Genomic DNA, 14,732 nt, shown 5'->3' with positions numbered 1-14,732 from the left:
AGTCTAAATGTCAATCAAAAATGAATATCTAGGGTTTTTAAATAGTAAAACCTTATGGACCGACAAAACTCTTTTGGGATTATCTCCTTTTAATATCGAAGAAATACTAGAAAACGATGCTTTACCCGATGAAACAGAAATTAATATTCGGGATAATGAAGTATTAGGTAAGCGTATAGAGTTTTTTTTTGAATATGGTATTACCAATACTGACCAGTACGAGATTATAGCAAAGAATATTCAGGTATACCAGGATAAAATAACAATCGGAGAATTAGATTTTCTAGTAAAAGATCATAGAACTAATAACACTTTACATATTGAAGTTGTATACAAATTTTATTTGTATGATCCATTAATTAAAGGTGAACTTCAGCAATGGATTGGCCCAAATCGCAAAGATACTTTACTTCAAAAAATAGAAAAGCTGAAGATAAAACAATTGCCTTTACTCTACAGAGAAGAAACCTTGTCTATTCTTGAAGATATAGATATAGATTCAAAAAGTATTCATCAACAGGTATGTTATATGGCCAATCTTTTTGTTCCTCTTTCTATGAAAAATAAGTTGTTCCCTATTATAAACAATCAATGTATTGTTGGTTTTTGGTTAAGATCAGAAGCTTTTACTTCAGAACAATATGGTAATTCTTATTTTAATATTCCGAAGAAAAAAAATTGGGTTACCGATCCAAAATATAGTGACGCCTGGTTTTCTTTTACTGCTATAAAAGAACAGGTACGGGTATCATTATCACAAAAAAAATCTCCATTACTTTGGATGAAAAGTAATGAAGATTCTTATGACCGTTTTTTTGTCGTTTGGTGGTGAAACGTAAACTAAATTAGAGCTTTATCTTTTGTAAAATATTTTAGAAATATTGCTTTCTAAAGAATCTATATATTGTAATTTAATAATATATGCTCCTTTGGATAAATTAGAAACATCTAGTAGTTTTTGATTTTTATAGTCCACTATTTTTTCACCGTATATATTATAAATAGTTATAACAAAGTCCTTATCTAAAACATAGTTTTCTATCTGTAATTGATCTTTAGCAGGATTAGGAAATATTTTCACATCCAATGTTTTCTTCATGTCATTTTGAGTAGAAGACGATACGGTGGTATTTTGACAATATGCTGCATCTTGATAAGGTACAATCGAAATAGTTTTATATACTGGTTTCTTATAATAGTCTGTTATTTTAGCAGCTAACCATTGATCATCATCTCCATTCGTACCAATAGGGGCTATCCCAGTAGTAGATCCTCCACCCCATAAAATTGTAAAGACATTCATATCCGCCAATTTTTGCATGTTAGATGTACTCCAATCATACCCATTATCGTTACCCAAATGTTCCCCAATATTTTTGGCAGCATAATGTGGTTGTGTTAACACTATCTTTTTTAAATCTGGATGTATCTTATTAAGATCTGTTCCTATTCTTTTATCTCCCAAAAAAAAACGGTGCCGAAGCCGAAGAATGATTAGCAATATCAAAATTGATAATATTCTCATCTGCAGTTGGCATATGTCCTCCAGGGATTTGCCATAGCATTATAGGAGCATTTCCTATTCGTTCTGCTATTTCTTTACAAAAAATCAAATATTTGTCCCAATGTTTTGCTGTCCATGCATAACTATCTATAGAAACTGGCCCGAAGCAATCCCGTTCATATCTATCAAAGGCTATAAAATCTGGTTTCCAATCTCCTGTATATAGTTCTAAATCATTCATAAAATCTGCTATCTCTGTAGCTTCACTTACCGGATCATTATATTCATTTGCATTTTTATATACCCAACGAGCAGATCCTGCAGACCAAACATTTTGTTGGTATCCAAATGGAATTTTACATTCTCCCACATGATGAATTAAAAAGTTTATTGATTGAAAATAACCTTTTAAATTATCTGAAAAAGAAGGAATGTTATCGATACTTAAATTTTCATCTTTAAAAGCTTTCTTAATGTCTTGATTTACATCAACCTTTATTGTTCTTATATTGTGGTCATTCCCAAAAACTACATCTTGTTGAATAGCTCCTATTAGATCTGGACTTATTACAAAAGCACCGGGATTAGGGTGATCTGCATCTTCATAACTTAGCATTACTTTAATCTCTTGAATCAAATTTCTATAGTGAAAATATAAATTTTGATGCTCGGTCATATCTTTTATAGCTTCTCCTGATCCTCCTCCACTAGCATTAGCAGTATAATGAACCATTACCGGGAGTATGTTTTTCCCTTCTTGATTAGTTTCTAATCGTCGTGCTTGCTTAATTGTATTAATGGTAGCTGTCATATCAGGTATCTTACCTCTGTCTCCAGCACCATCAATACCAGAATATTTAAACAAAACACTTAAAGGAGCTTTTTTTAAACCTTCATCAATGGCAGAAGCAGCGCTAGTTATAGTACCATGTGATAGATATTTAGGAAAGCCTTTTACCGTAAATTCTTTTATGGGGTAACTTACAAAGGAAACGTCTAATTGATTAGGTTTACCAACCGATATGGTTAAATTATCATCATATCTTGGCATATATATAATATCTTTATCTGTATCAGTATAAGAAGAGATGGTTACAGAATAGCTTCCTTCCATAACTTTAGTAATCGTATTGCTACCTTCTACAATTTTTTCGTTTTTAGTGACATTATTTATGTCTTTATTTTTTAAATCAATTGTTGTAGAAACTCCATTAGGAAGTCCATTTACATTAACAATTAGATTTTCTGTTTTTATAGTCGATTTAGTATACGGTACAGAAATTGTCTTATTAGTATCTGACGGTAAAAAAGATAACGGGGATGTCTTAGAATATTTACTTTTATAAACCGTACTACCAGAAATAAAATCATTTGCCCATATTTGATATTGTTTATTAATTCTCAATAAACCAGTATTCGTAGTAGTAATGGTTTTGGTTACCTGGGTATCAAAATCATTATTTTTATAAGTAACCTCAACAGTATTAGAATCATTATTCGTTACAGTAGTAATTACGTTTACAAATAATGAAGGATCTCCATTTTCTGGATAGAATCGAACAGCATCTGCCAAACTCTCATAAGACGATGTTACTGTTTTTAGATTAATTTTGGCTTTAAAGCTTTCGTTAGAAGATAACTTATAATCTACCCAAGATTCGTCTGAAAGTTCTATATCAATAGTATTACGATATCGATCACCATTTGGAGAAGATTTCATACTTACAGTTTTTGGATAAGACATACCTCCATTAGGAACAAAGTTTACCAAACCAGGTATTGCATCTGATAGAAATTGAACTTTAGAGTTTTTAACACTGATATCATTTTGACCAGTGTTTTTTACTTCAATAACAAGGTATACGTCTCCCCATGACTGTGGCGAAAAATCCATTTTTAATTGGTGTTCTGTTGTTTCTCCACTATAGTTTCGGACAAACGTTTGTGAATAAACAAAAAAGTTAACCAGCAAAAATGTGGTAAGTAAAAATTTGAGTTTGTGTCTCATAATGTTAAGTTTTAAAAGTGTAAACATTTATATATTATTTATGAATACTTAACAAGATATAAATAGGTAAGAATGATATAAAAAAAAATATCTAAGTAGCATAAAACAACACATTATCAGGCTATTTTTACTGAAAAAAAGAATTCCTTTCAAAAAAAATAACATTCTTTTTTTAGAATGCTATTTTTTTTACATTATTATTTATTTGTCTGATTTAACTTTTTTGAAATAATTTTAAAACTATAATCCACTTATATAACTCCCATAAAGATCATTAAAATGAAATCCTTCTGACAATCTATGTTTACTTAGTTTTTTAAACTCTACCAATCCCCACAATAAGAATTCCATCATAAAATAACTTTCTTCTGTACTCATTTCGGGATGATATTCATTAATCAGATTTTTAAGTGGCGTAATGGCATTTAGTTTTTCTTTATACTCTTTATCCGATATATCATCTAGTAATTCGAATCCGCTCTCTTCAAAAAACCAATTTATTAGGTTTTGATATGGGCTTTCATAGCCTTCTTTTTCTAGTTTTTCGATTTTCGGAAAGTATTCGGGAAATAAAGTCTTGATAGCATCAGCAATTAAGGAATTTGCTACAGAAGCAGCTCCCTCCTGCTCTCCTTCATATACCAATTCTACTTTACCGGTAATAGCAGGAATAACCCCGGTAAAATCGCTTAATCGCAATACTGTTTGATCATCACCAGATCGTAAGGCTCTGTATTCTGCCATACTTAACAAATTTTCATAAGCAGTAATACTCATCCTGGCACTTATACCACTTTTATGATCAATAAACTCACTTTCTCTAGCCTGAAAACTAATTTGTTCTAATAAGTCCTTTGCTATCTCTGGTACACAAACCAAATCGGCTTGCCTCGAATCTAATTTAGCCTCCTGCTGGGTAATTGTTTTTGCTATTGCTACAGTTTTGGGATAGTGAGTAAGAATCTGTGAGCCTATTCTATCTTTTAAAGGTGTTACAATGCTTCCGCGATTCGTATAATCCTCTGGGTTTGCTGTAAACACAAATTGTATATCTAATGGTAATCGAAGCTTAAATCCTCTAATCTGGATATCACCTTCTTGTAAAATATTAAATAATGCAACTTGTATACGAGCTTGTAAATCTGGTAATTCATTAATAACAAAAATACTTCGGTTTGCTCTTGGGATCATCCCAAAATGAATCACACGATCATCTGCATAGCTTAATTTTAGATTAGCGGCTTTAATTGGATCTACATCTCCTATTATATCTGCTACAGTAACATCTGGAGTTGCTAATTTTTCTGCAAAACGTTCTGATCGATGCAACCAACTAATGGGTGTGTCGTCTCCTTTTTCTTCTATCAAGTTAGTAGCATATCTAGAAATAGGATGAAACGGATCATCATTAATTTCTGAACCCTCTACCACAGGAACCCATTCATCCAGCAGGTTTATCATTTGTCTTGCCAAACGAGTTTTTGCCTGCCCCCTTAACCCTAATAAATTAATATTATGCCTAGAAAGAATTGCTCTTTCTAATTCGGGAATCACCGTATTTTCATATCCATGAATACCAGTAAAAGTATCTTTGTTATTACTAATCTTAGTTCTTAGATTGTTTCTTAATTCATCTTTTATCGATATACTTTTATATCCCGATTTTTTTAACTGGCCTAATGTCTTTATATCTAAAACTTTCATTTTTTTCTTTTCGTTCTTACAATTACTTTTAAAATCAAAACGAGTTTATCCTCGTATTCTTTTTTTTCTATTTGTTTCATAATCTTCAAAAATCATTTCACCTAAACCATTAAGACCGGTATAAAATGCTTTTCCTTGATTCGCATAGGTAAACTCTCTTACAAACTGCATTAAATAAGGGTCTTGCGCAATCATAAAAGTCGTTATGGGGATATGTAACTTCCTGGCTTGTTGAGCCATCATATAACATTTGCTTACAATATACCTGTCTAATCCATTACTATTTTTATAGTATTGCCCATCTGGCATTCTTAAACAACTGGGTTTACCATCGGTAATCATAAAAATCTGCTTGTTTGTATTACGTTTTCTTCGCAACATATCCATAGCCAACTGTAAACCTGCTACGGTATTCGTATGATATGGTCCTACCTGTAAGTAAGGCAAATCTTTGATCGCAATTGGCCATGCATCATTACCAAAAACCAATATATCCAATGTATCTTTAGGATATTTGGTAATAATAAGCTCTGCAAGTGCCATTGCAACTTTCTTGGCAGGAGTTATACGATCCTCACCATATAGAATCATACTGTGACTAATATCAATCATTAGTACTGTACTCATTTGTGCTTTATACTGGGTTTCTTCGACTACAAGGTCATCTTCGGTAAGATTTAAATCACCAATACCATGATTGATTTGCGCATTTTTAAGGCTTTCTGTTATTGATATTTGCTCTAACGAATCTCCATACTGATAATTACGAAACTCCCCAGAGTGTTCATCTCCTTTACCAATATAATTTGTTCTGTGATTACCTGCTCCGCTTCGTTTTAGCTTTCCAAAAATTTGATCCAATGCCCTTTTGCGAATTGCCTGTTCGGTTTTGGCTGTAATAGACATCCCTCCTTTACCATCTGGTTTTATCTCTTCTCGAATGTACCCCTTCTTTTTTAAATCCTCTACAAAATCATCTAGCGTGTAATTCTCATCGGTAAGCTGATATTCTTTATCCAATTCTCTCATCCAGTCTAAAGCCTCATCAAGATCTCCTGAAGTATGAGTGATAACTTCCTGAAAAATATCAAAAAGCTTATCAAACAGAGATTGTTCTGGCGCCTCAAAGATTTTGAATGCAAAGCCTTTTCTAAATACTTTCTTTTCTTTTTTCATTAGATAAAGTTAGTATAATTTATAAAAGATAAGAACTTATTATCTATCGAAGAAATGAGAATTAACATTTATTTTTGACAACATTTATTAGAAAACAACTTCTTGTATTATAACAAAGTACAAACAATTGTTATCTTTGAAAAGAAGGTAGCTATGCTATACCATTAATTTGATCACACAATTATATCATACTCACTCATGAAAAAATCTATTATACTCTCGTTACTTTTTCTTTTTACAATCTCTATTTCGGCACAGGATGATGTCGAAAAAGTAAAATCTACTGTTTCTAAAAGTGAAATTGAAGGGCATATTTATTTTCTGGCTTCAGATGAACTAAAAGGTAGGCAAACCGGAAGTCCCGAAAACAAAATTGCTGCGCAATATCTTGCCAATATGCTACGAGGATATGGAGTAAAACCAATTCCCGAGACCACCAGTTATCTTCAAAATGTGGAGCTGGAGAAAACGTCTGGAGCTACAAAGACCGAATTTAAAACAGGAGCTTTAGTTCTTAATAAAATAGCTACAGTAGCATCGGGAAATGCCAATTATAAAGGAAAAGCCGTTTTCTTAAATTACGGTCTAGAAGAAGATTATAATACTATTGATGTAAAAGGGAAATATGTAATTACTATTATAGGAACTAAAGACAACAAAAATATCAGGCCAGCTTTTTCTACAGCTAAAGAAAAGAATACTCTCGCCAAACAAAAAGGTGCCATAGGTATTATTGAGGTTTCTAATTTTGATGACCCAACGTGGATGAGATTAGAGCACTATTTAAATGGTGAAAAAATGATTGTTGCAGATCAAAAAGAAGATGCAGACAGCTTTTCTCATACATGGATAAATGACAAAAATGAAGATATTAGTAAACTATTTACTACAAATAAAGAGATTGATATCGAATTTACTATTGAGGGAATTAAAAAAAGTGCGGTTACTTCGCAAAACGTCATTGGTTATGTAGAAGGTACTGATCCCAAACTTAAAAATGAATACATCATTTATTCTGCTCATTACGATCATGTGGGTATCGGTAAAGCTGTTGAAAATGATTCGATATACAATGGAGCCAGAGATAATGCAGTAGGTACCGTTACTGTACTTTCTGCGGCAGAAAATATTGCAAAATACCCAACCAAAAGATCGGCGCTTTTTATCCTATTTACAGGAGAAGAGAAAGGGCTATTAGGAAGTAAGTGGTATGTAGACCACCCTGTAATTCCTTTACACCAAATGGTATATTGCTTTAATAGTGATAATGGAGGTTATAATGACACAACACTGGCAACGATTATTGGTTTAAGCAGAACAACTGCACAAAAGGATATTGAAGACGCTGCTACCAAATTTGGACTAAAAGCCATTGATGATCCTGCTCCCGAACAAGGATTATTTGATCGATCTGATAATGTACACTTTGCTGCAAAAGGGATTCCTGCACCTACTTTTAGTATGGGATTCACTGCTTTTGACGAAGAAATCACAAAGTACTACCACCAGGTTACCGACAATCCCGATACTTTAGATTACGACTATTTATTTAAGTTTTTTCAGTCCTATGTTTTAGCCTGCAGAAACATTGCTAACAATGAAACAACTCCTTTTTGGATAGAAGGAGATAAATATTATGAGGCTGGTAAAAAACTATACAAGAAATGAGAATAAAGTAATCACCGTATTAAAACTACGGAAATTGATTTTTTATAACAATAAAAGGTAGAAAAGCAAAATTTTAAGAGAAATTATCATTTTTTTAACATAATAATATCATAAAAAAGGTATTTAAGCGTTAATTTTACAATACCCCTTTTTAAGATAATTGTTAAGCACTATACAAATACTTATGACAATACACGTAAACCCAACGTAATTGCATATTATTCAGTGATATAGTATGTAATTCACAAAATCGTTAGATTATGAAAAATTACATACTCTCTTTTTTAGTATTTTTCTCTTTTTTAGTATTTCCTAATAGTAGTATTGAAGCGTCTTCATACGAAATTACTATTGATCAAAGTCAAAACCCTCGTGATCGTAAACTTTCTACAGAAGAAGTTAAAGAAAGAGGACTTGATCTTTTGGCGAATCAAATTGTCGAAAACATTGATGAAATTGATTTACGGAAAACGGCAAGATCTGCGATTTTCGAAACATCCTATGGGTTTAGATGGAAGATGGTAAATTTACATACTGGTAAAATAATTATTGTAAAAGTTGATAAAAACTTTCATCTAATTTCTGCACGAAATAGTGACAAATCAAAGGTTATGATACCTTAACAAAACCCATTTATACAATACATCCTTTTTCTTTCTGCCATATTCTCTTTTATAGAATTTATGCAGACCAACCTAACTATTACCCTATACTCCCGAAGTAATATTTCTACGCTTTAGGGTAAAGATTTAATTCTTTTATCTATACTTTTATCAATCATTTACTAAACCTATGATTTCTTAACAACAGCATCGCATGAATGTAAGTATTAAAAAAATAGGAGCTATATCTGGCCCTGCAATTTTTTTTCTTGTACTATTTTTTTTTCACCCCGAGGGTTTAAGTAAAGAAGCCAATGCAATACTAGCTAGTACTTTATGGATTGCTATATGGTGGATTACCGAGGCTATTCCTATTGCTGCCACTTCGCTATTGCCCATTGTTTTATTTCCGTTATCTGGTGGTTTAGATATTAAAACGACAACTGCAGCATTTGGCAATCATAATATCTTCTTATATGCAGGCGGGTTTATATTGGCTATTGGGATAGAGAGATGGAATCTACATAAACGTATCGCATTAAGCATTATAAATATTATTGGTACCAATGTTAAAACCATGATTCTTGGTTTTATGATTGCTACAGCATTTTTATCGATGTGGATTTCTAACACTGCGACATCTGTAATGATGTTACCTATTGGTATAGCAATAATTACTCAACTTACCGATAATCCAAACACTATCGAAGATGAAAATAAAATCTTCGGAAAAGCGCTAATGCTCGCTATAGCATATAGTGCATCTATTGGAGGAGTTGCTTCACTTATAGGAACTCCTACTAATCTTATTCTAGCTGGGATTGTTAAAGAAATTTATGGTTTTGAGATCACATTTACCAATTGGATTGTTATAGGTTTGCCTATCTCACTAATAATGTTATTCATCTGTTGGCGTTATTTGGTTCAAATCGCATTTTCTTTTAAACAGAAAGAATTTCCTGGGGGGAAAAATGAGGTAAAAAGACAACTGAAAGAATTAGGCAAGATATCTTTTGAAGAAAAACTGGTACTCGCCGTATTTATATGCACTGCTTTTGCCTGGATTACAAGGTCATTTTTATTACAGCCTATTTTTTCGGCTATAGACGATACTATAATTGCCATTACTGCAGCATTACTTCTTTTTCTTCTACCCAGTCGAGAAAAAGGAAAACCATTAATGAACTGGCAATCGGCAGTAAAGTTACCATGGGGTGTACTTTTACTATTTGGTGGTGGTCTTGCTTTGGCGTCTGGTTTTAAAGAATCGGGATTAGCACTATGGATCGGTACACAAATGACATTATTGCAAGGAGTTTATTTGATTACTCTTTTGGCTTTTATTGTTACTGCGGTAAATTTCTTAACCGAAATCACATCAAATGTTGCTACTACTTCAATGTTATTACCTGTTTTGGCATCAATGGCGCTATCACTTGATGTGCATCCATTTATTCTTATGGTAGGTGCTACAATTGCAGCATCATGTGCGTTCATGCTTCCCGTAGCTACTCCACCTAACGCAGTGGTATTTGGTTCGGGCTATTTGACCATTCCTGATATGATGAAAAAAGGATTTTGGTTAAACATTATATCTATTATCTTAATTATAGTAATCACTTACTATCTACTTCCCTATTTCTGGGATTTTGAACCTTCCTCTTTTCCAAAGGAATTTAAAAAAATATAACTATCACTTATGATACAAGTATCTTTTTTATAGTTTCATAATCCTCCATATATTCCCAGTATACAACTCTATCATATGCATATTTTATTAAAATATACTTTTCGCTGATCGATAAAATTCTCTTAACCGCTACTATTTTTTTTGAAGCCTCTTCTACTTCTACTTCTTCTGTAATTTCTCGATTTCGAGCATCAAAGCCATGAAGGATTGTATGATTCTTAAGTGTGAGTTCTATATATTTCATTATAAATACGATTTTTAATCTTTCAAATTTACCCCATTTTACCTTAACACGGCTTTAAGACTTTAGCATATTCATTTTATTTACTTTAGACTTTTCAAAACCAACCCATTAGAACGTGTTAAAAATATTCTTCTTTCTTTCTGGTCTTCTTTACAGTATTTCTGGTATTTCACAAGAAAATATAACACTTACCTATACAGGTAATATGGGGGTTCTTATATCGGATCATCAATCTTCTGTACTAATCGATGGTCTGCACACAAAATATGGAGATGATTATCTATTTCCTTCTAAAGAGGTAGTTCATAAAATCAATACCAGATTTAAACCTAATGTTATTTTATTCACACACTACCATGGGGATCATTTTAGTGCCTCGTTATCACGGGAGTATTTAGTCTTAAACAAAAAAGCTGTCCTTTTTGGAGCAAATCAAATCACTAAGAATTTCTCTGATTTTGAAGATCGAGTAGTTACAATTACAACAAAAGACTATACCAAACAAACTATAGATATTGGTAAAGTAACGGTTACAGGACTCAAAATAAATCATGCTGGTAAAAGGCATGTTGCTGTAGAGAATGTAGGATACATTATTAAAATAAACAATAAGAAATTTCTGCATGTAGGAGATACCAACTGGCTCGAAGAAATCGAATTGTTTAATACGCTACAATTACATGGTGCCAGTATCGACGTTGCTATTCTGCCGTATTGGATGCTTTTACAAGATGATGCATCAATATTGATTAAAAAATATATCAATCCGAAAAAGGTAATCGCTACCCATATTTCGCCCAAAATAAAAAAGAAAGAGCTTTTAGATTTAAAAAACAGATATCCCGATATATATTTTCTCACAACATTAGAACAACAAATACAACTATAATTAATTCACAACCAAAAAAATGAAAAAACGAATATTTTTACTGTTACTACTAGGTGTGATTTCTACATTATCTGCACAGAAATTCACTATGGATCTTATTAAAGATAACACTCCGCGTAATATAGGTCCTGGAGGAATGAGTGGTCGTGTCACTGCTATAGATGTGGTAACTACCAATCCTGATATTATATATGCGGGAACCGCTTCTGGTGGACTCTGGAAATCTACTTCTGGAGGGATCAAATGGGCTCCTATTTTTAATAATGAAGCTACTGCTTCTATTGGAGCCGTGGCTATCCAACAATCAAATCCATCGGTAATCTGGGTAGGTACAGGAGAAGGAAATCCTAGAAATAGTCTTAATGGTGGATATGGTATTTATAGATCTCTGGATGGTGGTAAAAATTGGAAACTTATGGGGTTAGAGAAAACCCGTCACATACATAAAGTAATCATTGATCCTACTAATCCTGATATCGTTTATGTTGCAGCAATTGGATCTCCCTGGGGGGAGCATCCAGAAAGAGGAGTTTTTAAAACTACCGATGGAGGTACTACCTGGACCAAAATTCTATTTAATAACAATAAAACCGGAGCTGCAGATCTAGTCATGGATCCTACAAATCCTAACAAGTTAATAGTTGCTATGTGGGAACATAAGCGTGACCCATGGTTTTTTAATTCGGGAGGAGAAGGTTCTGGTCTTTACATCACTCATGATGGAGGGAAGAACTGGGAAGAACGTACTGATAAAGACGGGCTTCCAAAAGGTAATTTAGGTAGAATAGGATTAGCAATAGCACCTAATAAACCTAATATTGTATATGCATTGGTCGAGGCCAAAAAGAATGCACTATACAAATCAACAGACGGAGGGTTTAAATGGAAAAAAATTAATGATAAAAAAGATATCGGTAATCGTCCTTTTTATTACTCTGATATATTCGTAGACCCACAAAATGAGAATCGAGTATATTCTGTATTTACCTATGTAAATGTTTCTGAAGATGGTGGTAAAAACTTTACACAGTTGATGCCTGCTTATGGTGTTGATAATGGAGTACACCCAGATCATCATGCATGGTGGATTCACCCTAATGATGGGAGTTATATGATTGATGGTAATGATGGGGGACTAAACATCACTCGTGATGGAGGTAAATCCTGGCGTTTTATAGGAAATCTTCCTGTCGCACAATTTTATCATATTAATGTAGACAACGAATTTCCTTATAATGTATACGGAGGTATGCAGGATAATGGTAGCTGGAGAGGTCCTGCTTATGTATGGAAAGCACAAGGAATCAGAAACTCATACTGGCAGGAAATATCATTTGGTGATGGGTTTGATGTTGTACCCGATAAAGATGACTCTAGATATGGATGGACGATGAGTCAGCAAGGATATGTAAGCCGCTATGATTGGATGACGGGTAACAATTATACGGTGCGCCCTACTCACCCCGATCCTAAAGTAAAATTGCGTTTTAACTGGAATGCAGCAATCAATATTGATCCATTTGATAATAGTACAATCTATTTCGGAAGTCAGTTTGTACACAAGAGTACAGATAAGGGACTTACCTGGAAAGTGATATCTCCCGATCTTTCGACAAACAATCCCGAGAAGTTAAAACAAGCAGAAAGCGGTGGATTAACAATGGATGCTACAGGTGCAGAAAATCACTGTACTGTTTTGGTTGTTGAGCCTTCGCCGCTAGAGCAAAATATGCTTTGGGCAAGTACCGATGACGGCCGAGTACATATCACTCAAAACGGAGGAACAAACTGGACCGATGTATCTAATAATATAAAAGAATTACCAAAAGGAAGCTGGATTGTACAAATCAAAGCCTCAAACAAAAAGAAAGGAGAAGCTCTTTTGGTCGCTAATGATTACAGAAGATTTAACTATACACCATATGCGTTTAGAACTACGGATTACGGTAAGACCTGGAAACGTATTGTTAACCAGAATGACGTAAAAAGTTATACGCTTAGTATTGTTGAAGATCCTATAGAAAAAAACCTATTATTTCTGGGTACAGATGATGGATTGTATATTTCTCTTAATGCAGGAAACAGTTGGACAAAATGGACCAAAGGTTTTCCTACCGTATCGGTAAAAGATTTGGTAATACAACCTAGAGAGCATGATCTGGTTATTGGTACTTTTGGTAGAGCTGCCTGGGTATTAGATGATATACGACCACTAAGAGCATTGGCAAAAAACAGCACTATTTTAAGTCAGAAATTACATCTTTTTGATCCTCCTACAGCATATCAAGCTGCTTATCAACAACCTACAGGTAGTCGTTTTGGAGGAGATGCCCTATATAATGGTGAAAATCGTGACTATGGAGCTCTTATTTCATATTATCTTAAAGTAGAAGAAAAGAAAAAAGAAGAACCTAGCAAAGAAGAAGATAAAAAGGAAGGCAATGAAGATGAGTCTGATAGTGAGAAAGAAGAAGCCAAGGTAAAATGGGATTCTATTCATCTTAAAATCTATGATGGTGATCGTTTGATCAGAACCTTAAAAGAAAAGACCCCCGATTCTACAGGGTTTCATAAAACAAAATGGTTTATGAATGAAAAAGGTGTTGATCGACCTTCGCGAAAAATCCAAAAACAAGATAGAGAACCCGGTGGTGTTGGTGTAAAACCAGGGAAATATAAACTGGTACTAGAATATGGGGATCAAAAATCTGAAACTATGATCGAGGTTAAATCTGATCCTAGATTACAAATATCCCAGAAGAATATCAATGAAATTTATGCCGCTTCAAAAAACATGGAAAAAATGAGGCAATCGGCAGCAGATGCTGTAAAACAACTGGTAGAGAGTAAGGATATAGCTTCAAAATACCAGAAAGAGCTTAAAAAATTAGATAAAAAGAAATATAAAGATCAGATTAAATTATCTAAAGATATTTCTAAAAAAATCGATAGTGTAATTGCTATCTATCTTGGTAAGGAAGATAAGCGTCAGGGAATCACTCGTAATCCAGAAGTAACGGTGATGCAACGTATGGGTACAGCAGGATGGTATGTAGGTAGCCGTCAAAACGGACTAACTTCTACAGAAAACACCTTGATAAAACAAGCTAAAGATGCGTTACAAGATGCACTGGTAAAAACCAACGAATTTTTTATAAACGATTGGAAACCATATCGCGAAGCTATTGAGAAGCTAGATGCCTCTCCTTTTAAAGAAATTAAGAATTTTAGTTTAGAATAATAACAG

General features: G+C 33.4%; 11 protein-coding genes. 6 read left to right on the top strand and 5 right to left on the bottom strand.

All coding sequences use genetic code 11. From position 1 onward, the window contains the following. Window positions 1–7 precede the first annotated feature (7 nt). Window positions 8–832: a DUF1853 family protein gene (locus tag NNH57_RS02650; RefSeq protein ID WP_108808637.1), complete on the top strand. Its 825-nt coding sequence runs from the start codon at window positions 8–10 to the stop codon at window positions 830–832. Window positions 833–853: 21 nt separating this feature from the next. On the opposite strand, the gene NNH57_RS02645 is transcribed toward NNH57_RS02650, so the two are convergent. From NNH57_RS02645 to NNH57_RS02630, 4 genes are all read right to left on the bottom strand, one after another. Beyond that, window positions 854–1,525: a T9SS type A sorting domain-containing protein gene (locus NNH57_RS02645; RefSeq protein ID WP_254504091.1), complete on the bottom strand. Its 672-nt coding sequence runs from the start codon at window positions 1,523–1,525 to the stop codon at window positions 854–856. Then, window positions 1,455–3,512, bottom strand: a complete 2,058-nt coding sequence (locus tag NNH57_RS02640) for a hypothetical protein (RefSeq protein ID WP_254504089.1) — start codon at window positions 3,510–3,512, stop codon at window positions 1,455–1,457. Before NNH57_RS02640 ends, NNH57_RS02645 begins: the two co-directional genes overlap by 71 nt. Before the next feature lie 240 nt (window positions 3,513–3,752). Then, complete coding sequence (locus NNH57_RS02635) at window positions 3,753–5,216, bottom strand: sigma 54-interacting transcriptional regulator (protein WP_074407745.1); 1,464 nt, start codon at window positions 5,214–5,216, stop codon at window positions 3,753–3,755. 45 nt (window positions 5,217–5,261) lie between these two features. Then, complete coding sequence (locus NNH57_RS02630) at window positions 5,262–6,392, bottom strand: vWA domain-containing protein (protein ID WP_074407746.1); 1,131 nt, start codon at window positions 6,390–6,392, stop codon at window positions 5,262–5,264. Between the two features lie 198 nt (window positions 6,393–6,590). On the opposite strand from NNH57_RS02630, the gene NNH57_RS02625 reads away from it, so the two are divergent. The 3 genes from NNH57_RS02625 to NNH57_RS02615 all read left to right on the top strand — a co-directional run bounded on the left by NNH57_RS02625 (window position 6,591) and on the right by NNH57_RS02615 (window position 10,352). Further along, complete coding sequence (locus tag NNH57_RS02625) at window positions 6,591–8,060, top strand: M28 family peptidase (protein WP_074407747.1); 1,470 nt, start codon at window positions 6,591–6,593, stop codon at window positions 8,058–8,060. 260 nt (window positions 8,061–8,320) lie between these two features. After that, window positions 8,321–8,683 carry a hypothetical protein gene (locus NNH57_RS02620; protein ID WP_074407748.1) on the top strand — a complete coding sequence of 121 codons (363 nt, stop codon included), beginning with the start codon at window positions 8,321–8,323 and terminating at the stop codon, window positions 8,681–8,683. A 193-nt stretch (window positions 8,684–8,876) separates the two neighbouring features. After that, window positions 8,877–10,352: an SLC13 family permease gene (locus NNH57_RS02615; RefSeq protein WP_074407749.1), complete on the top strand. Its 1,476-nt coding sequence runs from the start codon at window positions 8,877–8,879 to the stop codon at window positions 10,350–10,352. Window positions 10,353–10,359: 7 nt separating this feature from the next. On the opposite strand, the gene NNH57_RS02610 is transcribed toward NNH57_RS02615, so the two are convergent. Next, on the bottom strand, window positions 10,360–10,596 hold the full coding sequence (locus NNH57_RS02610; RefSeq protein WP_074407750.1) for a hypothetical protein: 237 nt from the start codon (window positions 10,594–10,596) through the stop codon (window positions 10,360–10,362). Between the two features lie 115 nt (window positions 10,597–10,711). Here NNH57_RS02610 and NNH57_RS02605 point away from each other — a divergent pair, with 115 nt between their 5' ends. Both NNH57_RS02605 and NNH57_RS02600 read left to right on the top strand, forming a co-directional pair. After that, window positions 10,712–11,485 (top strand): MBL fold metallo-hydrolase, encoded by a 774-nt coding sequence (locus NNH57_RS02605; RefSeq protein ID WP_108808635.1) that lies wholly within the window; start codon window positions 10,712–10,714, stop codon window positions 11,483–11,485. Window positions 11,486–11,504: 19 nt separating this feature from the next. After that, window positions 11,505–14,726 carry a VPS10 domain-containing protein gene (locus NNH57_RS02600; RefSeq protein WP_108808634.1) on the top strand — a complete coding sequence of 1,074 codons (3,222 nt, stop codon included), beginning with the start codon at window positions 11,505–11,507 and terminating at the stop codon, window positions 14,724–14,726. Window positions 14,727–14,732: the final 6 nt, after the last annotated feature.

Origin of the sequence: Aquimarina spinulae (assembly GCF_943373825.1) — a bacterium.
In the GTDB taxonomy this organism is placed as follows: domain Bacteria; phylum Bacteroidota; class Bacteroidia; order Flavobacteriales; family Flavobacteriaceae; genus Aquimarina; species Aquimarina spinulae.
Note: the sequence above shows the minus strand (reverse complement) of the source record. Positions and strands in the feature narration are given on the sequence as shown.

Bases quoted from the DNA above. Each gene is read 5' to 3' on its own strand.
- NNH57_RS02610 (WP_074407750.1), bottom strand. From the start codon at position 10,596: ATGAAATATATAGAACTCACACTTAAGAATCATACAATCCTTCATGGC.
- NNH57_RS02620 (WP_074407748.1), top strand. From the start codon at position 8,321: ATGAAAAATTACATACTCTCTTTTTTAGTATTTTTCTCTTTTTTAGTA.
- NNH57_RS02615 (WP_074407749.1), top strand. From the start codon at position 8,877: ATGAATGTAAGTATTAAAAAAATAGGAGCTATATCTGGCCCTGCAATT.
- NNH57_RS02645 (WP_254504091.1), bottom strand. From the start codon at position 1,525: ATGAGAATATTATCAATTTTGATATTGCTAATCATTCTTCGGCTTCGG.
- NNH57_RS02600 (WP_108808634.1), top strand. From the start codon at position 11,505: ATGAAAAAACGAATATTTTTACTGTTACTACTAGGTGTGATTTCTACA.
- NNH57_RS02630 (WP_074407746.1), bottom strand. From the start codon at position 6,392: ATGAAAAAAGAAAAGAAAGTATTTAGAAAAGGCTTTGCATTCAAAATC.
- NNH57_RS02635 (WP_074407745.1), bottom strand. From the start codon at position 5,216: ATGAAAGTTTTAGATATAAAGACATTAGGCCAGTTAAAAAAATCGGGA.
- NNH57_RS02625 (WP_074407747.1), top strand. From the start codon at position 6,591: ATGAAAAAATCTATTATACTCTCGTTACTTTTTCTTTTTACAATCTCT.
- NNH57_RS02640 (WP_254504089.1), bottom strand. From the start codon at position 3,512: ATGAGACACAAACTCAAATTTTTACTTACCACATTTTTGCTGGTTAAC.
- NNH57_RS02650 (WP_108808637.1), top strand. From the start codon at position 8: ATGTCAATCAAAAATGAATATCTAGGGTTTTTAAATAGTAAAACCTTA.